Genomic DNA, 23338 nt, shown 5'->3' with positions numbered 1-23338 from the left:
TCTTAAAAGAAGTCCCTCTCGTCAAAAATTATCTCCTGAGCTTTTGGCAGCATGCCATGTGCTTCTAGACACGTGTAAATTGGCTCGACAGTCAGTACCGCCATATAGCCAGTTTCTAAGACTCCGTCGTTTGCGGTAAGTGATTGGGTAATAACACCTAGGGCCGCAGTGCCGCCGTCTATATTTAATTCGTTATATGCGACAAGGGCAGGACCTCCACTGAACCCGCCGCGAGCCATGGTCGATATTAGGAAATGTGGATGCTTGCTTAAATATAAATCAGTAAGTGCATTTATCTCACCAAGACTAGCCACCAACACCGGCCGAGCCGATAGAGGGATGGGGGGATAGCCGAGAATTAAGGTTTTGTGCAGTACTAACTCATATTGACCTAGCCAATCGTTAAGATGACCACCAAGTGGAATTGACTCTGCAGGAAAAATATCGATGCTAAAACATGCAATGTCAACATTGTCGTCTGGGTGAAAGTACGGACCTACTGTAATGCAAATATTTCCCAGATTTTCTTTGCTCCGGTATTCGGATCTTTGCATCAAATCCATTGTTATTGAGTCATCATCAAAGCCGATTCGTAAATCGGTTCTATGCTCAACGACATGTCGTGCAGTAACGAACACTCCCTCCCCGACATGGAAACAAGTGCCGATGCCTTTATCGCCTTTATCGTCGACGCTTTCAATGTACGCGACGCAACTCTTATACTTATTAAATTGTAATCTTGCCCAATAGCGATAGCTTTCTAGGTTGGGTTCGGTTTGCTGCATTCGAGACACCTAACTGTATTTAGAAACCAGCTTCGTGTGAAAACCGAAGTGGCATCGGTTTGCGCTCTTTGCCGGTGAGTCTAGGCTCATACCCCATCTCAAAGACATCTGAAGATTTTTCCGAAGGTTCGACAAGGGCCACTTGCGAAGCTACGCGTCTACTACGATGTTGTCCACCGGCTGCTTCTGGCCGATTGCGGCCCGTCACGAGAGCCAGGTTTAACGATTTATACGATCGACAGGTGGTTTGAGCACCTACTAGATAGCACGCGGGAAACATCCCTACCGGCGTTTACCGTCAAACCAGGCGCGCGATACCGGGCTGGAGCGCCAACTCAAGGCACCGCGCAGCCTGCCCAGGCACTGTTGGCCGTCGTTGCGTACGACGCTGGCCTTCAATCCCGAACGGCGCAGCCTCAATGCGGCGCAGTTGCGTGAGGTTTGGGCGGGTGGTTCATTGTGGTGGTAAAGGCGCGGCTCGCGCCCCGTCCGTTCAACCGCCACCACTCTTTCGCTCAGACAATGCCTTCAACGTCGCCTTGCGCTCGTCGATTGGCAACCGTCCGAGCTTTTCCACCGCCGCATAAAACGCAACCCAATCCCCACCCTCACGTTCGAACAACGCCGCAAACGCCGGCACCCATTGGTCATACAGGCCGAAGGGCAGTAGCCGTGCGTTGTTCAGTGGCGTGTAGATCCACGCGTCGTAGCGCTTGTCGCCGGCCCACTGGGTATCGCGCATTTGCGCGTAGTCGGCGCGCAAGCGTTGGAATTCCGCAGCCTTGCGCTGGCGCATCTGATCGGCCGGCAGCGGTTGGGCGTAGAGGGTTTCCAGCCGCTGGCGGGTATCGAGGATCAGTTGGATGAATTGGTCGCGTTGGCGCACCTTGTTGCCGTTGTCCGGCGCCAGTCCGCGATGGGCACGCCATTGCCGGGTGCCTTCCTGCTCGACGAAGGTGGCAAAGGACTCGTTGAATTCCGTGTCGTCCTTTACGTAGAACCGCTGGTGCGCCAGCTCATGAAAGATCAGCGTCGCCAGGCGCTCGTCGCCCCAGTGCAGCATCGAACTCAGGATCGGGTCGTTGAACCAGCCCAGGGTCGAATAAGCCTCCACGCCGCCAATCGATACATCCATACCCCGCAAGCGCTGCAACGCGGCCTCGCCTCGGGCGGCGCTTTGGCTGTAGTAGCCGCGATACGCGACGCAACCGGCGATGGGGAAGCAATGGTTTTGCGGTGCCAGGGAGAATTCCGGGGTGGCGAAGACATTCCAGACGACGAAGGGGCGATCAATGTCCGCATACAGGCGATAGCTTTTGTTGTCGGGCAGGTGCAGGTGGGCACTGGCGAACGCCCGGGCTTCCCGTGCCTGGGCCAGATGGGCGCGCAATGTCGGGTCGCGGGCGGGGTCGGCGATGACCCGGTCGATCGGTTCCCGGGCTTGCAGCAGTCGCAGTTGTCCGCTGGCGAGCTGGCCGTAGTAGCTGACGCTGGAGCAACCGTTGAGTAACAAAAGCACGAGGGCGGGAAACAAAATTCGGAAAACACGGTCGAGTAACCGATGGCGTGAACGCTGCCTGATCAATTGGAATCACCCTGGGAAAGTCTGCCCCAAGACTATCCCGCTTGCCCGGAGCTTCGCTATGCGCGTGTTGATGCTGACGAGTGGCCTGTTGCTGCTGACCGGTTGTGCCGGTTTGCCCGATCCTGATCCGTCCCAAGCGTGGATCGATCTTGCAGACCATCAGAACACGGCGTTGCAAGCGTTGGAGGTCGACGACAAGGAATCCATCGACCGGCGTTATTTCGAAGTGCAACCCGGCAGCCATGAGCTGACGGTGCGTTATCAATTTGCCGTGGAGCCGGGCAACATCGGCCCGGATGCAGAGCCGCTGTGGCGTGATTGCCGGCTGAACGTGAAATTCAAGGACTTCAACGCGGGCCAGCGTTATCAACTGCAGGCCGGCAGTATCGGTTTCCGTCCGTGGGCCAAGCTGTATGACCAGCAGCGCAAAGTGGTTGGGCAAGGGACGCCGGCGGGCTGCCAACAAACGTGATTGGCGCTATGCTCAATGCCTGATCTCCGGGAATCTCACCATGCGCTTACCCCTGCTGTTACTGGCCCTGGTCTCCTTGAGCGGTTGCGCAACGAGCCCGCTGCCCCAGGTCGACCCGAACATGGCGTGGATCGATTTCGCCACACCCATGCCGGGCGGCAAAATGTTGATGGCTGAAAGCCTGGATGGCCAGCGGTTGCGAGACGGAAGGTTCTTTCAGGTTTCGCCGGGCAGCCACGAACTGAGAGTTCGCTTCGACTTCGAGGTGTTCAGCGGTGGCGGGTTGGGCATGCAAGCCGAACCGCAAGAGCGGCTGTGCTATATGCTCGTGCGTTACGACCATTTCGAGGCTGGCCAGCGCTATCGACTGGAGGGACGCAACCTGGCGTTCACCCCCAGCGCCCGGCTCTATGACGCCAAGCGTCAAATCGTGGCCGAAGAGCGACAAGTCAATTGCGTTCCGTAGAGCGCTCTACCGGTCGTTCTTCTGGTAGATGATCTTCTTCGTGCCGTTTTCGCAACTGCCCACCACCATGTTCTGATCGTGCGCTTCGTCATTGGTGACGATTTCCAAGGTGTATGACAGCACGTTGTTGGCCTGGATTTTCGCTTCGATCTCTGCTTTCAGTTCCTCGCAGGATTTAGGCGCCGCGAGGGCCGATGTGGCCAATGCGCAACCGATGACTGCCAGGGCGAATCGTTTCATGCTGGAATTCCTCAATACAGCGCGCACTGCCTGTGCGCTGAAACTGCAGACCTGCATTCGATCACAATTGCTTTCGGGTAAATAGATCGCCCATGAGGAAGATCGCAACCTATTGGGGGCTGCGATCTTTTCAGTTCATCAACTTACCAGCGATGCCTCCAGGGTGATCTTGGCGTTGAGCACCTTGGAAACCGGGCAACCTTCCTTGGCCTTGTTGCTCAATTCCTCGAATTGTTCCTGGCTGGCGCCGGGAATCCTGGCCTTGAGAATCAGCTTCACCGCGGTAATCGCAAAGCCGCCCTCAACCTGGTCCAGCGTGACTTCGGCGTTGGTGTCGATGCTGTCGGCCTTGAGCCCGGCGTCGCCGAGGATCATCGAAAATGCCATGGAGAAACAGCCCGCGTGGGCCGCGCCGATCAATTCCTCGGGGTTGGTGCCCTTGCCACCTTCAAAACGTGCCTTGAAGCCATAGGGCGCTTCACGCAACACGCCGGTTTCCGTGGAGATCGAGCCGATTCCGGTCTTCAGGTCACCTTCCCAGTGAGCCGATGCTTTCTTGACGATAGCCATGTGTGCCTCCTCTTGATCCGGCGCGAGGGTTCGCGCCTGGGTATTTTTCAGTGCCAGGATTGTGAGGATAGACCGACCGATAAAGTTCATCCGGTCGATTAGCCGACTAATTTAGTAGGAAAATTCTTCGCTGCTATTGAAAATCGGGTATATGCCCACATTGCATGTAGCACACCTATAGAAACGGCAGGCTTTCGTCCGTAGGAAAGCTCATATGCCGTTGGAGATGCCGGCCCATGAAACAGCTGTCCGAAGTTAAATTTTCTACCCTTGACCTTGTGCCCGTCCGTGCTGACGGCAACGCCGGCCAGTCCTTGCGAAACTCCCTGGACTTGGCGCAGCACGTGGAAAAATTCGGCTACACCCGCTTCTGGGTGGCCGAGCACCACAATATGGACGGCATCGCCAGCTCGGCGACGGCGGTTCTGCTGGGCTATCTGGCAGGGGGCACTTCGACCATTCGCGTTGGCTCCGGCGGGGTAATGCTGCCGAATCACGCGCCGTTGGTGATCGCCGAGCAGTTCGGCACGCTTGAGAGCCTCTTTCCTGGCCGGATCGACCTTGGGCTGGGACGCGCGCCCGGCTCCGACCAGATGACCGCCCGGGCGCTGCGCCGTGAACGTTCCGGCAGCGCCGATGATTTCCCGGAAGACGTGACCGAATTGATGCGCTACCTCGGCCCGCGGACGCCGGACCAACGCATCATCGCCATGCCCGGCACCGGGACCAACGTGCCGGTGTGGTTGTTGGGTTCAAGTTTGTTCAGCGCGCAGCTGGCCGGTGAGCGCGGTTTGCCGTACGCCTTCGCCTCGCATTTCGCACCGCGTTTCATGCACGAGGCAATTCGCGTCTATCGCAGCCACTTCAAGCCGTCGGCGGTGCTCGACAAGCCCTATGTCATGCTCGGCGTGCCGCTGGTGGCGGCGGATACCGACGAGCAGGCCGATTACCTCGCGACTTCGGTGTACCAGCGGATCCTCGCGTTGATGCGCGGCCAGAGCCTGGTGCAACGCCCGCCCGTCGAAACCATGAACGGCCTCTGGCTGCCCCATGAGAAAGAAGCGGTGGGCGACTTCCTCGGCCTGGCCATGGTTGGCGGCCCGCAGAAGATCCGCGCCAAGTTGGACGTGCTGATTGAGCAAACCCAGGCCGATGAGCTGATTTTCACCAGCGACCTGTACGAGCATGCCGACCGCCTGCACTCATATGAGCTGCTGGCGCAAGTCATGAAGGGCTGAATCACAGCCACAAAAAAGCCGACGCAGGTGCGTCGGCTTTGATTTGGACGCGTAATCAGCCGCGTTTGTAGACGATTTCCTTCGAGCCGCCTTCGCAGGTGCCGACGACTTTTGCGTCAGCCGCTGCGCCTTTATCGACAACTTCCAGCGAATAACCCGACACGCCTTTGGCATCGAGCTTCGCTGCGATTTCGCTTTTGAGTTCTTCGCAGGGCTTGCCGGCCGCGAACGCGGTCCCTGCAAGGCTTAGTAAACCCAGGGCCACCATCAACTTTTTCATCGCTTGCACTCCTTGGTCGGATCATAGGAAAGGTATGAGACAGGGCGACGCGCTCGTTCGATAGCGCATCGCCATTCCCTATGGCACTCCGCCAGTGTGCAAAGTTCACCGAGCGTCAGCTATTGGCGATCCGGAAGCCGACCTTGATGGTCACCTGGAAATGCGCGGCCCGGCCGTTTTCGATGTGACCGCGGGTTTCCGTGACTTCAAACCACTCCAGATGCTTGAGGCTTTTGCTGGCCTCGGCCAAGGCATTGTTGATGGCGTCTTCAATGCTGGTGGGGGACGAGCCGACCAGTTCGACTTTTTTGTACGTGTGATGATCACTCATGACGTTCTCCTTGGTTGTTTTTAACAGCCTAGCAGCGATTTTTCGCCTTACTTGTGTCGCCGTTTACGCTGCGAAAGTTCAGATTTACTGCACTTTCCCAAACGGTCGGAGTCCCAACTCTCACACGCTACTCAACCACTGCAGGAGAGAGCCACTATGGCCAGCACTTCGTTACGCAAAGCCTCGTTGCAAAGCATGGAAGCGGAAATCGAGAGTCTGCTCAAGTCGTTGGAAAGCCTGAAGGACGACGCCTCGGACGAGTCGCGTAAGACCCTCAAGTCGCTGAAGGCAAATGCCGAAAGCGCACTGAAACATTCCCGGCATCTGCTGAGCGATGCCTATGAGGAGGTCAAGGTGAAAACCCGCGAAACGGGGATCGCCACACGCGACTACGCTCAAGAACACCCTTGGACCACCGCCGGTGTCGCGGTCGGGGCGCTGGGTTTGTTGGCCGCCTACTTGCTGTGCAAGCGCGGTGACTGAATCGATGGGTTCAGCTCTTGCCTGAGCCATTGCGCCAATTGCCGGGCGCGCCCATCGGCGGCGCGCTTGGGCAGCCATAACGCCAGCCGCGCCGAAGTTTCACTGAAACCCCACGGCGCGGCCAGGCGCCCGGCACGCAGGTCTTCGGCGACCAGCGGCTCGGGGGCAATGGCCACGCCAAGCCCGGCTACGGCAGCCTCCAGCAAATAATACAAATGCTCGAAACCTTGCCCGAACTTCAACGCCTGGGGTTCAAGGGCATTTTGCCGTGCCCAGGTCGGCCAGGCCTGGGGGCGCGAAGTGGTGTGCAACAGCGGTTCGCCGAGCAGCGCACTGGCCGGTGCATCTTGCAAGTGGACGAATCCGGCGTAACGAGGGCTGATGACCGGGCCGATTCGCTCGCTGACCAGTTCATACACTTGCATGTCGGCCGGCCAGGGCGGCTCGGCGAACACCAGCAATGCGTCGAGCCCCGGGCGCCTGGGGTCCAGGTCGCCCTCTCCGGCGGACAAGTGCAAGCGCAAATCCGGCAGGTCGGCATTGAGCCTGCCCAGGCGAGGAATGAACCAGCGCGCCAGCAAGCTTCCCGAGCAGCCCAACACGAACGGAGCGTCCGCTGTGCTTTGCGTCAGCTCTGCGCAAACGGTGCGCAGGCGCTCGAACGCATCGGCACTGGCGTCACGTAGGCGCAACCCTGCATCTGTGAGTTTAAGGCCACGTCCATCCTTGACGAACAGGCTGACGCCCAAGTGCTCTTCGAGCACCTTCAGTTGCCGGCTGACGGCGCCGTGGGTTACATGCAGCTGTTCTGCCGCTTGGCTTACGCTGTTCAGGCGGGCGGTGGCCTCGAAGGCACGCAGGGCGTTAAGCGGCGGTAAGTCGTGGCTCATGGTATCTGTGAGTTTTCCTGACAGGTTGCGGCGATCTTATCGGTTTTCAGGGCGAGATGTCAGGGGTAGAGTGAGCCTCATTGTCTTTCTACGCATTCGCCTGGAGCGCCCGATGACCCAGTCTACGACCTCTTTCAACCTCAGTAGCGGCCCTGATGCGAACGGTATGTTCGGCGCGTTCGGTGGCCGCTATGTGGCCGAAACCTTGATGCCGCTGATTCTTGATCTGGCCCGCGAATACGACGTGGCGAAGGAAGATCCTGCGTTCATCGAGCAATTGGCCTACTTCCAGCGCGACTACGTCGGTCGTCCGAGCCCGCTATATTTTGCCGAACGCCTGACCGAATATTGTGGCGGCGCGAAAATCTATCTCAAGCGTGAAGAGCTGAACCACACCGGCGCGCACAAGATCAACAACTGCATCGGCCAGATCCTGCTGGCGCGGCGCATGGGTAAAAAACGCATCATTGCCGAGACCGGCGCCGGCATGCACGGCGTGGCCACTGCCACCGTCGCGGCGCGTTTCGGCCTGGACTGCGTTATCTACATGGGCACCACTGACATCGAGCGCCAGCAGGCCAACGTGTTCCGCATGAAGCTGCTCGGTGCCGAAGTCATCCCGGTGGTCGCCGGTACCGGCACCCTGAAGGATGCGATGAACGAGGCGCTGCGCGACTGGGTGACCAACGTCGATAGCACGTTCTATTTGATCGGCACTGTGGCAGGTCCGCATCCGTACCCGGCTATGGTCCGCGACTTCCAGGCCGTGATCGGCAAGGAAACCCGCGATCAACTGCAAGCCCAGGAAGGTCGGTTGCCGGACAGCCTGGTGGCGTGCATCGGCGGCGGTTCCAATGCCATGGGCCTGTTCCATCCATTCCTGGATGACAAGAGTGTCGAGATCATTGGTGTCGAAGCTGCCGGCTATGGCATCGAGACCGGCAAGCACGCGGCGAGCCTGAACGGCGGCGTGCCGGGCGTGCTGCACGGCAACCGTACCTTCCTGTTGCAGGATGACGACGGTCAGATCATCGACGCCCATTCGATCTCTGCAGGCCTCGACTATCCCGGTATCGGCCCGGAGCATGCCTGGTTGCACGACATTGGTCGCGTCCAATACACCTCGGTCACTGACGCCGAAGCCCTGGAAGCGTTCCACAAATGCTGCCGCCTGGAAGGGATTATCCCTGCGCTGGAAAGCGCCCATGCCCTGGCTGAAGTGTTCAAGCGCGCACCGAACTTGCCAAAGGATCACCTGATGGTGGTCAACCTGTCCGGCCGTGGCGATAAAGATATGCAAACCGTGATGCACCACATGGAACAGTCCCAGCAGGAGAAACACTGATGAGCCGCCTGCAAACCCGTTTTGCCGAACTCAAGGAACAGAACCGCGCGGCCCTGGTGACGTTTGTCACCGGTGGCGACCCGGACTACGACACCTCGCTGGCGATTCTCAAGGGACTTCCTGCCGCTGGCGCTGATGTGATCGAGTTGGGCATGCCATTCACCGACCCGATGGCCGACGGCCCGGCGATCCAGTTGGCTAACATCCGGGCCTTGGGCGCCCAGCAAAACCTGGCGAAAACCCTGCAGATGGTTCGTGAGTTCCGCAAGGACAATACAGATACGCCGTTGGTGCTGATGGGTTATTACAACCCGATCCATCGTTATGGCGTGCAGCGTTTCATTGGCGAGGCGCTGGACTCCGGTGTCGACGGCCTGATCGTCGTGGACATGCCGCCCGAGCACAACAGTGAGTTGTGCGAACCGGCCCAGGCGGCAGGGCTGGACTTCATCCGCCTGACCACGCCGACTACCGATGACGTGCGCTTGCCGACTGTGCTCAACGGCAGTTCGGGTTTCGTGTACTACGTGTCGGTGGCGGGCGTAACCGGTGCCGGTGCTGCGACGCTGGAACATGTCGAAGAGGCTGTCGCACGCCTGCGTCGCCATACCGATTTGCCGATCAGCATCGGGTTCGGCATCCGCACGCCGGAGCAGGCGGCGGCCATCGCACGACTGGCTGATGGGGTGGTGGTGGGTTCGGCGCTGATCGATCATATCGCCAGCGCCGATACGCCGGAGCAAGCGATTGATGGGGTGTTGAGTCTGTGTGCTGCCTTGGCTGATGGCGTGCGCAAAGCGCGTGTCGACTGATTGGGATCAGCATCAAAAAAGGGGTTCAGAACTGGGTTCTGAACCCCTTTTTGTTACTGCAGGAGTGTTTTCTTCAGGGTAGCTCCAACCCGCCTCCGGCCTTGTGCAGCTTGCGCAAATGCTCGCCAATCGCTTTCACATTGGCCTCGCTTGCAGCAATTTCAGCGGCGCGGCTCGGTTCCAGCAACGCCCGGACTTCCTTGTCCAGATCACCTGTCAGCGTTTGCAGCTGTTTCTGACGCAAGCTGCTTTCTGATTCCAGGCGCTGCCACTCGCTGGGTTGCGGCAATCCGTAGCCGCTGGTGCCTAGCAGTTCAGCCGGACGGCTCAGGAAGCCGCTGTTGGCTAGAATTTGCTGCAACGTCGCGTTAGCCCGTTCCATGCCGCCGTTCTGCAGTTCACGGGCTCCGAGGTAGCGTTGTTTGACTTCATCCTGTGCCAACAACAATTGTCGACGATAGCTGGCCTGTTCCAGCAACAACAACGCTGCGCTGGTGCGCAGGTCGGCCTGTTCGAACCAGACGCGGCGCTCGGCGGCATCCAAGGCCAGCCAGTCCTCCACCGTTTGTTGCTTGATGGGCAGATGCTTCTTCAGCACCTCGAACATTGCCTGGTACCGGTCACGGAATGAGTCGAAGCGGTAGCCCAGGCGCAAGGCTTCCTTGGGATCATCCAGCACGCTGGTATCCGCCAGGCCTCGGCCCTTGAGCACTTCCAGCAGGCCGTTGGGCATGATGCTGTCCAGGCCCTTGAGCTGTTCGTTGTTGCTGCCGCTGCGCAGTAGCTTCAGGCTTTCCACGGCGCAGTTATTGGAAAGGAAGTAATAACTGCCGTCGTAGCTCCAGTGCATTTCGGCGGCGTGTTCGACCGTTTCCTCTATCTCAGTGCGCGACAGGTTCAGCGGTACAGACGCCAGGCTGCGCAATTCGGTCTTGGTGTATTCATCGATCACTTGGGCGAGCGGTAGCACGAACAGGCGCGACGGGTATTTGCCCACCAGCCCGTCCCAACTCGACAACTGCACGTCGCCCACAAAGGCGCGGTAGGACAGCACCAGGTGTTGGTCCAGGTCCAGGCGGCAGTCCGGGCCACGCGGCCGGTCCGGTGCGCAAATGACCAGGCGGAGCATGCTGTGGCCCCAGCGGCTGACCCAGTTCTGGTTGGCTTCGGCCAACAGGTAGTCAATGGCATAGACCCGTTCCGGATCGACCTTGCCCAGTGGCGTCTTGGCGAAGTCGTTGCCGGCATTGAGGAAGGCGAACGATTTTGCGCAGATGTCCTTGGCGGCGGGGGCCCAACCAAAGTGTTCCTGATAATAGCGATACAGCGCGGGACGTCGGCAGGCATAGCTGGAGTCCAGGAGAAAGTACTCCATGTTGACCGCGACGAACTCCTTGGGGCTGCTCGTCTCGTAAAGGTCCGGGCTGCGGACGACTTGACGATTGTGCTGCTCCCGTTCACCGCGCCGGCCGACGTATTGCGGCCAACCCGCCAGGTCGAGCAAGCGAGGATCGTCGCTCAGTGTAAAGCGGCGATCGTTCTGGCCTCGGCATTCATCGGGCAGGCCAATCAACCCGGCGCTGCTGTTGCGTCGGGTGCAACGCTGGATCAGGGTACGCTCGGCATCCGGCCATAGACGCGAGCGGTCATAAATGTGGGTCAGTTCGTGCAGGACCGTAGCGAGCATTTCCCGCCGTACCGTGCCGTGGGGGCGCTGGGTCTTCTGTGTGGCGGCGCTGCCGTCGGTGAGGGTGTCCAGCAGGTTTCGGTTCAGGTCCAGCTGTGACACCAGGGAGGCCTGGCCGTAGGCGTTGGCGGGCATCTGGTCAGTCCAGCCAACATCGATGCGGCGGTCCAGTCGCTCGATGAAGCGTGGCGGCAATGCCTGCATGGCTTCGTCGAGCAGTGCCTGGCTGGCCTGCTGCTGCGCCGGCGTCAAGCCGTCGGCGTTAAGGTGTAGTTGCAGGCCGGCCTGGGCGGTGCTGCCGATAAGCAGCGCGACCCCGGCCGTTAGCCAGGCGGCGAGCCGCCTCACAATGCGAGGATGGCTTCGGCGAGAACCTGGTCACTGGCGTCGCGCGCTTCCGGCACGCGTGTACGCAAGGTATCGAAGGCGGCCTCGAGATGAGCGCCACGAATTTCGCCGTTGCTGGCGACGAAGCTGGCCGCGTCGTCGTGGGCTTCACGAACGATCTTCGAATCACGGATGGATGTGGTGGTGTCGGAAGTGAAATCGATCGTGCGCTGGGAAGCGCGAACGATGATGTTACTGGTGGCTACCAGGGTTTGTGCCTGGGCCACATCGGCCAACACCAGCAGGCCTAGGGCGGCAGCAATCAGCGGGCTACGCATGGAACGACTCCGGAAAATGAAGATAACTATTGGACGAGAATTGCCTGTGCCAGTTCAAGGTCGCTGGCGTGAAGTTTTGGCTGGGTCCGGCGCATGTAGTCCAGGGCCGATTCCAACCGTGCACCTCTCAGCTGTCCATCGCTGGCAACGAATACCGCAGCGTCATCACGGGCGGCGACGACCAGTTTATTGTCGAAGGGCGCAGAGGTCACCAAGGATGTGGCGTAGCCGCTAGCCACCACTTGCTGGGTGGTCACATCGAAGGCGTGGGCCGGAACAGGCCAGCAAAAAACCACTAGGCAAGACGCGATAAACGGATTTGGATAAAAACGCATGGGACTCGACGGTTGATGGCGAGCCTGAAGGCTAGCGCAAACCTGCGGGCCAGAGCCAGTGCTGAAACATCGGAACACCATAAGGCGCCCGACGTTTCATTGCTTCAGATCACCAGAATGGCCTGGGCCAGTTGGGCGTCGGTGGCGTTGATCTGGGGGGCCTGCTGGCGAATATAGTCCAGCGCACTTTCTAGCTTCACACCACGGATGGCGCCTTCGCTGGCCACGAAGCTGGCGGCGTCATCTCGGGCGGCCTGGACGATCTTGTTGTCCCGCAGTGATGAGGTTGCATCGGAGGTGACGTCGGACGTGGCCTTGAGCGCACCGACAATGGAGTCTGTGGTAACGATGAAGCTGCTGGCGTTGGAGTGGGCGGCGACGGCCAGCAGGGCAACGGTGCTGAGCAGGCGAAGACGGATCATGATGAACTCCTTGGGAATTGAGGTAATGCAGGTGCAGGTAGCTGGAAGAAGAGACGCAGGCTCGACTCGCTTCGCCACGTTGTATTGATATTAGGACAGAACGCCTTGGCTGACAGCTGGGAATAACCCCGTTATACCGCATGCGGCTCGCACCGGCTGCGGTGTAGATAAACTGTACCTAATAATACATAAAAAATATTCAACTGTTATGGTTTAGTGGATCGACTGAAATCTGCCCCATAAACGACAAGACCCGTCGCGGTTTCCCGCGACGGGTCTTGTTTGTTCAATTCGGTGCTGGCGGTGGACCCGGTGGGTCAGGGCCAGCGACGCTGAGTTAGCGCCAGAACGGCTTGCTCAGCTCTTCGTAACGTTGGGCTTCGCTGATACCGGCATCAGCCAGCAGGCGCGAGTCCAGACGAGCCAGTTGATGGCGGCTGGCAATGCGGCGCTGCCACAACATCAGGTTGGCGATAACGCGAAGAGGCATGGAAGCCTGGTTGTTTTCAGCTTTGTCTTCGAAAAACAGCTCGGAACTGAGTGTACGTTCCATGGTTGACATCCTTCCGCTTGTGGCGGGATTAGGTAGTGGTTTAACTGGTGCCCATGATCTGCTCGTTTGGCCAGCGACTGTAGATACAGTTCATTTGTATTGTGAGAGACCAGTTAACTGTTAAAGAGTGGTGTACTGGTCAATAACGAGGCAACTGTACTTGTCTGCGCGATTATGGTGCATTTGTGCGGTTAAGTCGTGGTTTTCTGGGAAAAGACTGTAGGAAAACACCAGTACAGAAGTACAGTTTTTGTCGGGTGACGCGTGAGCGGTGGGCTCCAATCATAACTGTATGTGCAGCAGTTGTTTTTCCAGCTGTATCAGATCGCCAACATGCGCCCGGTTTCTTCGAGGTTCAGGTGCCAACTCAGTGCATCGCGCAGGATATGCGGCGTATGCCCACCCAATGCGCACGCGGCGTCGAAATAGTCGTTCAAGGCCTGACGATAGGAAGGGTGCACGCAATTGTCGATGATCACGCGTGCCCGCTCCCGTGGCGCCAGGCCCCGCAGGTCGGCCAGGCCGATCTCGGTCACCAGGATATCGACGTCGTGTTCGGTATGGTCCACATGGCTGACCATCGGCACGACACTGGAAATGGCACCGCCCTTGGCGATCGACTTGGTGACGAAGATCGCCAAGTGAGCATTGCGGGCGAAGTCCCCCGAGCCGCCGATGCCGTTCATCATCCGCGTGCCGCAGACATGGGTTGAGTTCACATTGCCGTATAGGTCGAATTCCAGCGCGGTGTTGATGCCGATAATGCCCAGGCGGCGCACTACCTCGGGATGGTTGGAGATCTCCTGCGGACGCAGCACCAGTTTGTCCTTGTACCTTTCCAGGTTTCCGAACACGTCGGCATTGCGTCGACCCGACAGCGTGATCGAGCTGCCAGAGGCGAAACTCAGCTTGCCGGCGTCAATCAAGTCAAACGTCGAGTCCTGCAAAACCTCGGAATACATGGTCAAGTCTTCGAACGGCGAATCGATCAGCCCGCACATCACGGCGTTGGCGATGTTGCCGATCCCGGCCTGCAGCGGCCCGAGCTTGTTGGTCATGCGCCCGGCCGAAACCTCCTGCTTGAAGAAGTCGATCAGGTGATCGGCGATGGCCTGGGTGTCGCTGTCTGGCGGGGCGACTGTCGAAGGCGAGTCCCCTTGGTTGGTTATGACAATGGCGGCAATTTTTTCCGGCGGGATCGGGATCGCGGTGCTGCCAATACGGTCGTCAACTTTCACCAAGGGGATCGGTGTGCGAGTGGGGCGATAGGTCGGGATATAGATGTCGTGCAACCCCTCAAGATTTGGGTTGTGAGCCAGGTTGATCTCGATGATCACTTGCCGGGCGAAGATGGCGAAGCTGGCTGAGTTACCCACCGATGTGGTCGGTACGATATGCCCTTGCTCGGTGATGGCCACTGCTTCGATCACGGCAATATCGGGCAGTTTGAGCTGGCCGTTGCGCAGTTGCTCGACGGTTTCCGAGAGATGCTGGTCGATGAACATCACCTCGCCTGCGTTGATTGCCTTACGCAACGTGCTGTCGACCTGGAACGGCATGCGTCGCGCGAGCACACCGGCTTCGGTGAGCTCCTTATCGAGGTCGTTGCCCAGGCTCGCCCCGGTCATCAAGCTGATTTTAAGCGGGGTGACCTTGGCACGCTCAGCCAGGGCGTGGGGCACTGCTTTGGCTTCTCCGGCGCGGGTAAAGCCGCTCATGCCGACGGTCATGCCGTCCTCGATCAACAAGGCGGCTTCGGCAGCGCTCATCACTTTATTCAACAACGAAGGCAGGCGGATGCGATCACGGTACATGGAGGGTCGTCTCGGGCTGGAAGCTGGATGCGCAGTCTAGAGAATTTGCGCTTTGCCCGACCCGCTACAAAAGTCGCATTTAAGGCGTCTATTACGGGGGTTTCAGGCAAAACATTGTTACCGGATCGGTAATGCTTTGCCTTGATACAAATCAAAACGCCCCGACAAGGCGGGGCGTTTTTGGCGAAACGGGAGAATTATTCCACCGCTTTGACCATGTCCTCGATCACCTTTTTGGCGTCACCGAACACCATCATGGTCTTGTCGAGGTAGAACAGTTCGTTGTCCAAACCGGCATAGCCGCTGGCCATCGAGCGCTTGTTGACGATGATGGTCTTGGCCTTGAAGGCTTCGAGGATCGGCATGCCGGCAATCGGCGACTTCGGATCGTTCTTCGCCGCCGGGTTGACCACGTCGTTGGCGCCCAGCACCAACACCACATCAGCCTGGCCGAACTCGGAGTTGATGTCTTCCATCTCGAACACCTGATCGTAAGGCACTTCGGCCTCGGCCAGCAGGACGTTCATATGCCCAGGCATGCGTCCGGCCACCGGGTGGATCGCGTATTTCACGGTGACGCCGCGGTGGGTCAGCTTCTCGGTCAGCTCTTTCAGCGCATGCTGTGCCCGAGCTACCGCCAGGCCGTAGCCCGGCACGATGATCACCGTGTCGGCGTTGGTCAGCAAAAAGGTCGCGTCGTCAGCCGAACCGGATTTCACCGGCCGGGCTTCTTTCGAGCCTGCCGGGCCAGCCGCGTCCGGCGTGTTGCCGAAGCCGCCGAGCAGTACGTTGAAGAACGAACGGTTCATCGCCTTGCACATGATGTACGAGAGGATCGCGCCGCTCGAACCCACCAGCGAACCGGCAATGATCAGCATCGAGTTGTTCAGCGAGAAGCCGATACCCGCTGCGGCCCAACCGGAATAGCTGTTGAGCATGGAGACCACCACCGGCATGTCCGCGCCGCCGATCGGGATGATGATCAGCACGCCCAGGACAAAGGCCAGGGCCAGCATCAAGGCGAATGCGCCGAGGTTGCCGGTGAACATGAACATCAGGCCTAGGCCCAGCGTTGCCAGACCCAGGATCAGGTTGAGCTTGTGCTGGCCACCAAACTGTACCGGTGCGCCCTGGAACAGGCGGAACTTGTACTTGCCCGAGAGCTTGCCGAACGCGATCACCGAACCGGAGAAAGTGATTGCACCAATGGCGGCACCGAGGAACAGCTCCAGGCGGTTACCCGCCGGAATCGGATCCCCCAGTTGCTTGACGATGCCCAGGGATTGCGGCTCGACGACCGCCGCGATGGCAATGAACACCGCCGCCAGGCCGATCATGCTGTGCATGAACGCCACCAGCTCCGGCATCTTGGTCATCTCGACGCGCTTGGCCATGATCGAGCCGGCGGTACCGCCGACCAGCAGGCCGACGATGACGTAGCCGATGCCAGCAGTGGCCAGCTCAGCACCGAGCTTATAGATGAGGCCCACAGTGGTGATCACCGCCAGCGCCATGCCGAGCATGCCGAACAGGTTGCCTCGGCGGGAAGTGGTGGGGTGCGACAGGCCTTTGAGGGCCTGGATGAAGCAGATCGACGCGATCAGGTAGAGCGTCGTTACCAGGTTCATGCTCATTACTTGGGCGCCTCTTCTTTTACGGCTTTCGGGGCTTTTTTCTTGAACATCTCAAGCATGCGGCGTGTCACCAGGAAGCCACCGAACACGTTCACGGCGGCCAGGGCCACGGCGAGGGTGCCCATGGTCTTGCCCAGAGGCGTTACGGTCAGCGCGGCGGCGAGCATGGCGCCGACGATCACGATCGCCGAAATGGCGTTGGTCACCGCCATCAATGGTGTGTGCAGCGCGGGTGTAACGTTCCAGACCACGTGGTAGCCGACATAAATCGCCAGCACGAAGATGATCAGGTTGTAGATACCGGGGGAAATAAGCTCTTCCATTGTCTGAATCCCTGCTTAGGCGTTTTTGCGGATGACTTGGCCGTCGCGGCACATCAGGCACGCGGCGACGATGTCGTCTTCCAGGTTCACGTCGAACTGACCTTCCTTGGTGAAGACCAGCTTCAGGAAGTCCAGCAGGTTACGGGCGTACAGCGCCGAAGCATCGGCCGCGACTTCACCGGCCAGGTTGGTCGGGCCGCAAATGGTCACGCCATTCTCAATCACGACCTGATCGGCCACGGTCAGCGGGCAGTTACCGCCCTGGGCTGCCGCGAGGTCGATGACCACCGAGCCGGGCTTCATCTGCGCGACGGTTTCGGCACTGAGCAAAGTCGGTGCCTTGCGGCCCGGAATCAATGCAGTGGTGATGACAATGTCAGCCTGCTTGGCGCGCTCGTGTACGGCTTGGGCCTGGCGCTGCATCCAGCTGGCCGGCATGGGGCGGGCGTAGCCACCGACGCCGACGGCGCATTCACGCTCTTCATCGGTCTCGTAAGGCACGTCGACAAACTTGGCGCCGAGGGATTCGATTTGCTCCTTCACCGCCGGACGCACATCCGAAGCCTCGATCACCGCACCCAGGCGCTTGGCGGTGGCAATCGCCTGCAACCCGGCCACGCCCGCGCCAAGGATCAGCACGCGCGCCGCTTTCACGGTGCCAGCGGCGGTCATCAGCATCGGCATGAAGCGCGGATAGTGGTGGGCGGCCAGCAGCACGGCTTTGTAACCGGCAATGTTCGCTTGAGACGACAGCACGTCCAGGCTTTGGGCTCGGGAAGTCCGTGGCGCGGCCTCAAGGGCAAAGGCGGTGATGCCGCGTTCGGCCAGCTTGGCAATGGTTTCGTTGTTGAATGGATTGAGCATGCCCACCAGAACGGTGCCGCTCTTGAACAGCGTCAGTTCGCTGTCGCTAGGGGCAACCACTTTGAGGATCAGCTCAGCGCCAAACGCATCACTGGCGCTGCCAATGGTTGCGCCCGCTGCCTCATAGGCACCGTCGATAACGCTGGCCTTGATGCCCGCGCCGCTTTGGACAGTGACTTTATGGCCTTGGCCGATCAACTTCTTGATGGTTTCCGGGGTAGCAGCAACCCGTGTTTCACCCGTTTGGGTTTCGAGGGGAACACCAATGTGCACGTCAAATCTCCTGCGTGATCTTATTGAGTAAACCCAGGCACTTCGGATGGTGCGGCTGGGGCGGCCGATCAGCACGATCCCGCTGGAAGGCGGGGCGCGGCATTTTGCAGGCGAAAATACAGCCCTTCAAGGGATTATGACGGGTGACGGAAAATTAACTACAAGTCACCCTGTGACCGAATGTCGCAACCCCTGGGGTTTGTTCCTTGAAAGCCCCGTAAATATTGAGCGTTCTATAAAAAGTCATACTTTTCCATTGGCCAGTTGAATAAGCGGTCATGCGGTGCACAATATGGCTCAACGCCACGTATTTAGACGCTTGTGGGACGAATGTTCCTAATTGATGACAGTTTGGCTTTATGCGACATAAACGTATATCTGTAGCGCTGCGATATAACTGACTACGAGGTCAGCATAAGAATTTTCCCTTAACTTTCAGGTAGATAGTTGTTGGCTTGATGGACCAGCCAGTCGCGAAAAGCCTGGAGGGAAGCGGATTCCACTTTTCGTTCCGGGATCATCAGGTAATAAGCCTTGATGCTCGACAATCCGTTGCGGTTGGCGATGACCAGACGTCCTTCGGCCAATTCTCTCTGAATTAAAAACGGTGGGATCAGCGCGATACCCATGTCGTGCATGGCCGCTTGGGCCAGCATGGAGAATAGTTCATAACGCGGGCCTGTCAGGTCGCGTGGGATGGTTAGCTCTTGTGAATTGAACCATTGGCGCCAGGCATAGGGGCGCGTGGTTTGCTGGAGCAATGGCAATTCGGCAATGGTGGCCGGCGTCAGCATCTTCCGGTTGCCCAGTAGGGTGGGGCTGCATACCGGCATCGGGTTTTCACCCATCAGCTTGTGTGATTGGGTACCGGACCAATCGGCATCGCCGAAATAGATGGCCGCGTCAAACTCGGTGTAAGCAAAGAGAAAGGGGCGCGTGCAGTTGGTCAGGTTGACCGTGACTTCAGGGTGCTGCTTCTGAAAGTCCTTCAGGCGCGGCAATAGCCACTGGGTGCCGAACGTTGGAACGACTGCTAGCTCGATAACGTTCGCGCCTGTATGCCCCATGACTGAAAGGGTGTCGCGTTCGACCGCGTCCAACTGGGTCGCAACCCGGCGACTATAGGAAAGGCCTGCCTCGGTCAGTTTGACGCCACGCCTCGAACGTCGGAACAACTCAACGCCCAGGAAATCCTCCAGGCTGGCGACCTGTCGGCAGATGGCCCCCTGGGTAAGTGATAGTTCTTGCGCAGCCTTGGTAAAGCTCTCGTAGCGGGCGGCGGCCTCGAAACTGATCAAGGCTGCGGTGCTGGGGATTTTGCGGCGCATGTACGGCAACCTCACTCATGGTGGGCTTGAATTGGCCTCAGAAGCCCTTACGGAGTGAGAAATTAGCACAAGCGCATGCGTAATCCTCGTTTGCTCTCGTAGGAAACCGCGCCTAGGATCAGTCCACGACTTTTCATTTCATTGGCGAGGACTTTTTCATGGCTGGTAACGCGAGTTTCAACTGGATCGATCCGCTCTTGCTGGACCAGCAGCTCACTGAAGAAGAGCGCATGATTCGCGACACGGCCGAACAATTCGCCCAGCAGAAGCTCGCGCCGCGAGTGCTGGAAGCGTTCCGCCATGAAAAAACCGATCCGGCGATCTTTCGTGAAATGGGTGAGGTAGGCCTGCTGGGGGCAACCATCCCCGAGCAATACGGCGGCAGCGGCTTGAACTATGTCAGCTACGGCCTGATTGCCCGAGAAGTGGAGCGTGTCGATTCCGGGTACCGTTCGATGATGAGCGTGCAGTCCTCCTTGGTCATGGTGCCCATCAATGAGTTCGGCACCGAGGCACAGAAGCAAAAGTATCTGCCGAAGCTGGCCTCCGGGGAATGGATCGGCTGCTTTGGTCTGACAGAGCCGAATCATGGTTCCGACCCAGGCGCGATGATCACTCGCGCACGCAAGGTGGACGGTGGCTACAGCTTGACGGGTAGCAAGATGTGGATCACTAACAGTCCAATCGCCGACGTCTTTGTGGTCTGGGGTAAGGATGACGCGGGTGATATCCGCGGCTTCGTTCTGGAAAAGGGCTGGAAGGGCCTGAGTGCCCCGGCCATTCATGGCAAGGTCGGTCTACGGGCTTCGATCACTGGTGAGATCGTCATGGATAACGTATTCGTCCCGGAAGAGAACATATTTCCAGATGTGCGTGGCTTGAAAGGGCCATTCACTTGTTTGAATTCGGCGCGTTATGGCATTTCCTGGGGGGCGTTGGGCGCAGCCGAGTTCTGCTGGCACACCGCTCGCCAGTACACGCTTGACCGGCAACAGTTCGGACGCCCGCTGGCGGCCAACCAGTTGATCCAGAAGAAACTGGCCGATATGCAGACCGAAATCACTCTCGCTCTGCAAGGATGCTTGCGTTTGGGGCGTATGAAAGATGAGGGCACGGCTGCGGTTGAAATCACCTCGATCATGAAGCGCAACTCTTGCGGCAAGTCCCTGGATATTGCGCGTATGGCGCGGGATATGCTCGGCGGTAACGGTATCTCCGACGAGTTCGGCATTGCTCGTCATCTCGTGAATCTGGAAGTCGTGAACACCTACGAGGGCACCCATGACGTTCATGCGCTGATCCTGGGGCGTGCGCAAACCGGTATCCAGGCGTTCTATTAATAGGAAAACGACCATGGGCGCGCTTTCGCATCTGCGGGTATTGGATTTATCCAGGGTGCTGGCCGGGCCTTGGGCTGGGCAGATCCTGGCGGACCTGGGGGCTGACGTCATCAAGGTCGAGCGCCCCGGCAATGGCGACGATACACGCGCATGGGGCCCGCCCTTCTTGAAGGACGTCCACGGCGAGAATACGACCGAGGCGGCCTATTACCTGTCGGCCAATCGCAACAAGCAATCCGTCACTATCGATTTCACGCGTCCCGAGGGGCAGAAGCTGATCCAAGAGTTGGCGGCCAAGTCCGACATCCTGATCGAAAACTTTAAGGTGGGTGGGCTTGCGGCCTATGGCCTGGATTACGACTCGCTGAAACTGATCAACCCGCATTTGATCTATTGCTCGATTACTGGGTTTGGCCAGACGGGACCGTACGCCAAAAGGGCCGGGTATGATTTCATGATCCAGGGGCTGGGAGGCTTGATGAGCCTGACCGGCCGGCCGGAGGGAGACGAAGGCGCTGGACCGGTGAAAGTTGGCGTTGCGCTGACCGACATTCTTACAGGCCTGTATTCAACCGTTGCCATCCTCGCAGCATTGGCTCACCGCGATAATGTGGGTGGAGGGCAACATATCGATATGGCATTGCTGGATGTTCAAGTGGCTTGCTTGGCTAACCAGGCGATGAACTACCTGACTACAGGTATTGCGCCGAAGCGGTTGGGAAATGCGCATCCGAACATTGTGCCTTATCAGGATTTTCCTACTGCCGACGGTGACTTCATTCTTACGGTGGGTAATGACGGCCAGTTTCGAAAATTCGCTGAGGTTGCCGGTCAGCCACAATGGGCCGATGACCCTCGGTTTGCGACAAACAAGATGCGGGTGGCGAATCGGGCACAATTGATTCCGTTGATTCGCCAGGCGACGGTATTCAAGACGACGGCTGAATGGGTTATTCAGCTTGAGCAGGCTGGCGTGCCGTGCGGGCCGATCAACGATTTGGCTCAAATGTTTGCTGATCCTCAGGTGAAAGCTCGCGGGTTGGCAATAGAACTGCCTCACGCGCTGGCGGGCAGGGTACCGCAAGTCGCCAGCCCGATTCGTCTGTCCGAAACGCCTGTCGAATACCGAAGTGCGCCTCCATTATTAGGTGAGCACACGCTGGAAGTGCTCCAGCGAGTACTGGGGATGGACACGGCGACCGTCACGGCTTTCAAGGACGCAGGCATTCTATGATTTCCTTCTATATAGACGGTGCTGCTTATCTAGGCAGGCGTCCACGGTTTTCGGGAGCTCAGGCAGCTCATTGAAATTAAAGCGAAATAAAGGGTTGACGGCAAATCCTGGGTGTCTATAATTCGCCCCACTTCCGGCGCAGTCGAAACGGAAAACTCCTTGAGTTTCAACGAGTTAAGTAGGTTTCGATGTGAGCGTGCTTCAGTTCATCGAGGCACGGAAGGAGCGGGTAGAGCGGCGTTGTTTGGCTCTATCGGCGGTTCGATCTTCTCGGTCGAAAGCGGAGAAAAAGAGGTGTTGACAGCAGCGACTAACGCTGTAGAATTCGCCTCCCGCTAACGAGAGATCGGAAGCGCAAGTGGTTGAAGTTGATAAGGAAACTTTGAAAACTTCTAAAAATAACCGCTTGACAGATACGCAAGGCGCTGTAGAATGCGCGCCTCGGTTGAGACGAAAGACTCAACCAACCGCTCTTTAACAACTGAATCAAGCAATTCGTGTGGGTGCTTGTGGAGTCAGACTGCTAGTCAACAGATTATCAGCATCACAAGTTACTCCGCGAGAAATCAAAGATGTAACCAACGATTGCTGAGCCAAGTTTAGGGTTTTCTCAAAACCCAAAGATGTTTGAACTGAAGAGTTTGATCATGGCTCAGATTGAACGCTGGCGGCAGGCCTAACACATGCAAGTCGAGCGGTAGAGAGGTGCTTGCACCTCTTGAGAGCGGCGGACGGGTGAGTAATGCCTAGGAATCTGCCTGGTAGTGGGGGATAACGCTCGGAAACGGACGCTAATACCGCATACGTCCTACGGGAGAAAGCAGGGGACCTTCGGGCCTTGCGCTATCAGATGAGCCTAGGTCGGATTAGCTAGTTGGTGGGGTAATGGCTCACCAAGGCGACGATCCGTAACTGGTCTGAGAGGATGATCAGTCACACTGGAACTGAGACACGGTCCAGACTCCTACGGGAGGCAGCAGTGGGGAATATTGGACAATGGGCGAAAGCCTGATCCAGCCATGCCGCGTGTGTGAAGAAGGTCTTCGGATTGTAAAGCACTTTAAGTTGGGAGGAAGGGCATTAACCTAATACGTTGGTGTCTTGACGTTACCGACAGAATAAGCACCGGCTAACTCTGTGCCAGCAGCCGCGGTAATACAGAGGGTGCAAGCGTTAATCGGAATTACTGGGCGTAAAGCGCGCGTAGGTGGTTCGTTAAGTTGGATGTGAAATCCCCGGGCTCAACCTGGGAACTGCATTCAAAACTGTCGAGCTAGAGTATGGTAGAGGGTGGTGGAATTTCCTGTGTAGCGGTGAAATGCGTAGATATAGGAAGGAACACCAGTGGCGAAGGCGACCACCTGGACTG

At 58.3% G+C, this 23338-nt stretch carries 25 protein-coding genes and 1 rRNA gene (1 of these 26 cut by a window edge); 9 read left to right on the top strand and 17 right to left on the bottom strand.

The features are described from left to right. Positions 1-2: 2 nt before the first annotated feature. Together J3P82_RS25320 and J3P82_RS25315 are read right to left on the bottom strand one after the other, a co-directional pair. Positions 3-785, bottom strand: a complete 783-nt coding sequence (locus J3P82_RS25320) for a S1 family peptidase (RefSeq protein WP_434559524.1) — start codon at positions 783-785, stop codon at positions 3-5. Positions 786-1278: 493 nt separating this feature from the next. Further along, a complete protein-coding gene (locus J3P82_RS25315) occupies positions 1279-2370 on the bottom strand; it encodes an aminopeptidase (RefSeq protein WP_434559522.1) in 1092 nt (363 codons plus the stop codon). 58 nt (positions 2371-2428) lie between these two features. Between J3P82_RS25315 and J3P82_RS25310 the strand changes: the two genes are divergently transcribed. Both J3P82_RS25310 and J3P82_RS25305 read left to right on the top strand, forming a co-directional pair. Continuing rightward, positions 2429-2842 carry a hypothetical protein gene (locus tag J3P82_RS25310; protein ID WP_186633032.1) on the top strand — a complete coding sequence of 138 codons (414 nt, stop codon included), beginning with the start codon at positions 2429-2431 and terminating at the stop codon, positions 2840-2842. Between the two features lie 40 nt (positions 2843-2882). Continuing rightward, positions 2883-3308 (top strand): hypothetical protein, encoded by a 426-nt coding sequence (locus tag J3P82_RS25305; protein WP_434559520.1) that lies wholly within the window; start codon positions 2883-2885, stop codon positions 3306-3308. Between the two features lie 6 nt (positions 3309-3314). Here the strand turns inward: J3P82_RS25305 and J3P82_RS25300 are convergent, their stop codons facing one another. Together J3P82_RS25300 and J3P82_RS25295 are read right to left on the bottom strand one after the other, a co-directional pair. Continuing rightward, positions 3315-3548 carry a DUF1161 domain-containing protein gene (locus tag J3P82_RS25300; protein ID WP_434559518.1) on the bottom strand — a complete coding sequence of 78 codons (234 nt, stop codon included), beginning with the start codon at positions 3546-3548 and terminating at the stop codon, positions 3315-3317. Between the two features lie 138 nt (positions 3549-3686). After that, on the bottom strand, positions 3687-4118 hold the full coding sequence (locus tag J3P82_RS25295) for an OsmC family protein (protein WP_434559516.1): 432 nt from the start codon (positions 4116-4118) through the stop codon (positions 3687-3689). A gap of 236 nt (positions 4119-4354) precedes the next feature. On the opposite strand from J3P82_RS25295, the gene J3P82_RS25290 reads away from it, so the two are divergent. Beyond that, a complete protein-coding gene (locus J3P82_RS25290; RefSeq protein ID WP_434559514.1) occupies positions 4355-5356 on the top strand; it encodes an LLM class flavin-dependent oxidoreductase in 1002 nt (333 codons plus the stop codon). Between the two features lie 55 nt (positions 5357-5411). Here the strand turns inward: J3P82_RS25290 and J3P82_RS25285 are convergent, their stop codons facing one another. Next, positions 5412-5636, bottom strand: coding sequence for a DUF1161 domain-containing protein (locus J3P82_RS25285; RefSeq protein ID WP_434559512.1), 225 nt, complete (start codon positions 5634-5636; stop codon positions 5412-5414). A gap of 115 nt (positions 5637-5751) precedes the next feature. Continuing rightward, positions 5752-5967, bottom strand: coding sequence for a dodecin (locus J3P82_RS25280; RefSeq protein ID WP_003177209.1), 216 nt, complete (start codon positions 5965-5967; stop codon positions 5752-5754). A gap of 156 nt (positions 5968-6123) precedes the next feature. On the opposite strand from J3P82_RS25280, the gene J3P82_RS25275 reads away from it, so the two are divergent. Continuing rightward, a complete protein-coding gene (locus tag J3P82_RS25275) occupies positions 6124-6450 on the top strand; it encodes a DUF883 family protein (RefSeq protein ID WP_186611411.1) in 327 nt (108 codons plus the stop codon). Here J3P82_RS25275 and J3P82_RS25270 read toward each other — a convergent pair. Then, positions 6423-7340 (bottom strand): LysR family transcriptional regulator, encoded by a 918-nt coding sequence (locus J3P82_RS25270; protein WP_434559510.1) that lies wholly within the window; start codon positions 7338-7340, stop codon positions 6423-6425. The genes J3P82_RS25275 and J3P82_RS25270 overlap by 28 nt on opposite strands. A gap of 112 nt (positions 7341-7452) precedes the next feature. On the opposite strand from J3P82_RS25270, the gene trpB reads away from it, so the two are divergent. Continuing rightward, entirely contained in the window at positions 7453-8685 is a 1233-nt protein-coding gene (trpB, locus tag J3P82_RS25265; RefSeq protein ID WP_434559508.1) for a tryptophan synthase subunit beta, read from the top strand. Further along, positions 8685-9497, top strand: coding sequence for a tryptophan synthase subunit alpha (gene trpA / locus J3P82_RS25260; protein ID WP_434559506.1), 813 nt, complete (start codon positions 8685-8687; stop codon positions 9495-9497). The genes trpB and trpA overlap by 1 nt, the downstream gene beginning before the upstream one ends. A 73-nt stretch (positions 9498-9570) precedes the next feature. On the opposite strand, the gene J3P82_RS25255 is transcribed toward trpA, so the two are convergent. The 10 genes from J3P82_RS25255 to J3P82_RS25210 form a co-directional block, all read right to left on the bottom strand. Beyond that, on the bottom strand, positions 9571-11532 hold the full coding sequence (locus J3P82_RS25255; RefSeq protein ID WP_434559504.1) for a DUF4105 domain-containing protein: 1962 nt from the start codon (positions 11530-11532) through the stop codon (positions 9571-9573). Next, positions 11529-11849, bottom strand: coding sequence for a DUF2388 domain-containing protein (locus tag J3P82_RS25250; RefSeq protein ID WP_186708198.1), 321 nt, complete (start codon positions 11847-11849; stop codon positions 11529-11531). Before J3P82_RS25250 ends, J3P82_RS25255 begins: the two co-directional genes overlap by 4 nt. Positions 11850-11875: 26 nt before the next feature. Next, positions 11876-12184: a DUF2388 domain-containing protein gene (locus J3P82_RS25245; protein WP_434559502.1), complete on the bottom strand. Its 309-nt coding sequence runs from the start codon at positions 12182-12184 to the stop codon at positions 11876-11878. Between the two features lie 104 nt (positions 12185-12288). Beyond that, complete coding sequence (locus J3P82_RS25240) at positions 12289-12606, bottom strand: DUF2388 domain-containing protein (RefSeq protein WP_434559500.1); 318 nt, start codon at positions 12604-12606, stop codon at positions 12289-12291. A 337-nt stretch (positions 12607-12943) separates the two neighbouring features. Further along, positions 12944-13159 (bottom strand): DUF1127 domain-containing protein, encoded by a 216-nt coding sequence (locus J3P82_RS25235; RefSeq protein WP_434559498.1) that lies wholly within the window; start codon positions 13157-13159, stop codon positions 12944-12946. Positions 13160-13479: 320 nt separating this feature from the next. After that, a complete protein-coding gene (locus J3P82_RS25230) occupies positions 13480-14973 on the bottom strand; it encodes an acetyl-CoA hydrolase/transferase family protein (protein WP_434559496.1) in 1494 nt (497 codons plus the stop codon). A gap of 197 nt (positions 14974-15170) precedes the next feature. Then, positions 15171-16607 (bottom strand): NAD(P)(+) transhydrogenase (Re/Si-specific) subunit beta, encoded by a 1437-nt coding sequence (locus J3P82_RS25225; RefSeq protein ID WP_434559494.1) that lies wholly within the window; start codon positions 16605-16607, stop codon positions 15171-15173. Continuing rightward, positions 16607-16930 carry an NAD(P) transhydrogenase subunit alpha gene (locus J3P82_RS25220; RefSeq protein WP_003187010.1) on the bottom strand — a complete coding sequence of 108 codons (324 nt, stop codon included), beginning with the start codon at positions 16928-16930 and terminating at the stop codon, positions 16607-16609. Before J3P82_RS25220 ends, J3P82_RS25225 begins: the two co-directional genes overlap by 1 nt. Positions 16931-16945: 15 nt before the next feature. Next, the gene (locus tag J3P82_RS25215; RefSeq protein ID WP_434559492.1) at positions 16946-18067 is read right to left on the bottom strand and encodes a Re/Si-specific NAD(P)(+) transhydrogenase subunit alpha; all 1122 of its coding nucleotides are present in this window, start codon (positions 18065-18067) and stop codon (positions 16946-16948) included. Positions 18068-18495: 428 nt separating this feature from the next. Next, positions 18496-19395, bottom strand: coding sequence for a LysR family transcriptional regulator (locus J3P82_RS25210; RefSeq protein WP_434559490.1), 900 nt, complete (start codon positions 19393-19395; stop codon positions 18496-18498). A gap of 158 nt (positions 19396-19553) precedes the next feature. Here J3P82_RS25210 and J3P82_RS25205 point away from each other — a divergent pair, with 158 nt between their 5' ends. The 3 genes from J3P82_RS25205 to J3P82_RS25195 all read left to right on the top strand — a co-directional run. Next, a complete protein-coding gene (locus J3P82_RS25205) occupies positions 19554-20735 on the top strand; it encodes an acyl-CoA dehydrogenase (protein WP_434559488.1) in 1182 nt (393 codons plus the stop codon). Positions 20736-20748: 13 nt separating this feature from the next. Next, entirely contained in the window at positions 20749-21969 is a 1221-nt protein-coding gene (locus J3P82_RS25200; protein ID WP_434559486.1) for a CaiB/BaiF CoA transferase family protein, read from the top strand. Between the two features lie 629 nt (positions 21970-22598). Further along, positions 22599-23338, top strand: a 16S ribosomal RNA gene (locus J3P82_RS25195) (it continues 797 nt past the right edge of the window).

Origin of the sequence: Pseudomonas sp. Z4-20 (assembly GCF_051131955.1) — a bacterium.
GTDB lineage: Bacteria > Pseudomonadota > Gammaproteobacteria > Pseudomonadales > Pseudomonadaceae > Aquipseudomonas > Aquipseudomonas marvdashtae.
Note: the sequence above shows the minus strand (reverse complement) of the source record. Positions and strands in the feature narration are given on the sequence as shown.

Coding starts and splice junctions, on each gene's coding strand:
- J3P82_RS25320 (WP_434559524.1), bottom strand. CDS start 785: ATGCAGCAAACCGAACCCAACCTAGAAAGCTATCGCTATTGGGCAAGA.
- J3P82_RS25310 (WP_186633032.1), top strand. CDS start 2,429: ATGCGCGTGTTGATGCTGACGAGTGGCCTGTTGCTGCTGACCGGTTGT.
- J3P82_RS25305 (WP_434559520.1), top strand. CDS start 2,883: ATGCGCTTACCCCTGCTGTTACTGGCCCTGGTCTCCTTGAGCGGTTGC.
- J3P82_RS25300 (WP_434559518.1), bottom strand. CDS start 3,548: ATGAAACGATTCGCCCTGGCAGTCATCGGTTGCGCATTGGCCACATCG.
- J3P82_RS25295 (WP_434559516.1), bottom strand. CDS start 4,118: ATGGCTATCGTCAAGAAAGCATCGGCTCACTGGGAAGGTGACCTGAAG.
- J3P82_RS25290 (WP_434559514.1), top strand. CDS start 4,355: ATGAAACAGCTGTCCGAAGTTAAATTTTCTACCCTTGACCTTGTGCCC.
- J3P82_RS25285 (WP_434559512.1), bottom strand. CDS start 5,636: ATGAAAAAGTTGATGGTGGCCCTGGGTTTACTAAGCCTTGCAGGGACC.
- J3P82_RS25280 (WP_003177209.1), bottom strand. CDS start 5,967: ATGAGTGATCATCACACGTACAAAAAAGTCGAACTGGTCGGCTCGTCC.
- J3P82_RS25275 (WP_186611411.1), top strand. CDS start 6,124: ATGGCCAGCACTTCGTTACGCAAAGCCTCGTTGCAAAGCATGGAAGCG.
- J3P82_RS25270 (WP_434559510.1), bottom strand. CDS start 7,340: ATGAGCCACGACTTACCGCCGCTTAACGCCCTGCGTGCCTTCGAGGCC.
- trpB (WP_434559508.1), top strand. CDS start 7,453: ATGACCCAGTCTACGACCTCTTTCAACCTCAGTAGCGGCCCTGATGCG.
- trpA (WP_434559506.1), top strand. CDS start 8,685: ATGAGCCGCCTGCAAACCCGTTTTGCCGAACTCAAGGAACAGAACCGC.
- J3P82_RS25250 (WP_186708198.1), bottom strand. CDS start 11,849: ATGCGTAGCCCGCTGATTGCTGCCGCCCTAGGCCTGCTGGTGTTGGCC.
- J3P82_RS25245 (WP_434559502.1), bottom strand. CDS start 12,184: ATGCGTTTTTATCCAAATCCGTTTATCGCGTCTTGCCTAGTGGTTTTT.
- J3P82_RS25240 (WP_434559500.1), bottom strand. CDS start 12,606: ATGATCCGTCTTCGCCTGCTCAGCACCGTTGCCCTGCTGGCCGTCGCC.
- J3P82_RS25235 (WP_434559498.1), bottom strand. CDS start 13,159: ATGGAACGTACACTCAGTTCCGAGCTGTTTTTCGAAGACAAAGCTGAA.
- J3P82_RS25230 (WP_434559496.1), bottom strand. CDS start 14,973: ATGTACCGTGATCGCATCCGCCTGCCTTCGTTGTTGAATAAAGTGATG.
- J3P82_RS25225 (WP_434559494.1), bottom strand. CDS start 16,607: ATGAGCATGAACCTGGTAACGACGCTCTACCTGATCGCGTCGATCTGC.
- J3P82_RS25220 (WP_003187010.1), bottom strand. CDS start 16,930: ATGGAAGAGCTTATTTCCCCCGGTATCTACAACCTGATCATCTTCGTG.
- J3P82_RS25210 (WP_434559490.1), bottom strand. CDS start 19,395: ATGCGCCGCAAAATCCCCAGCACCGCAGCCTTGATCAGTTTCGAGGCC.
- J3P82_RS25205 (WP_434559488.1), top strand. CDS start 19,554: ATGGCTGGTAACGCGAGTTTCAACTGGATCGATCCGCTCTTGCTGGAC.
- J3P82_RS25200 (WP_434559486.1), top strand. CDS start 20,749: ATGGGCGCGCTTTCGCATCTGCGGGTATTGGATTTATCCAGGGTGCTG.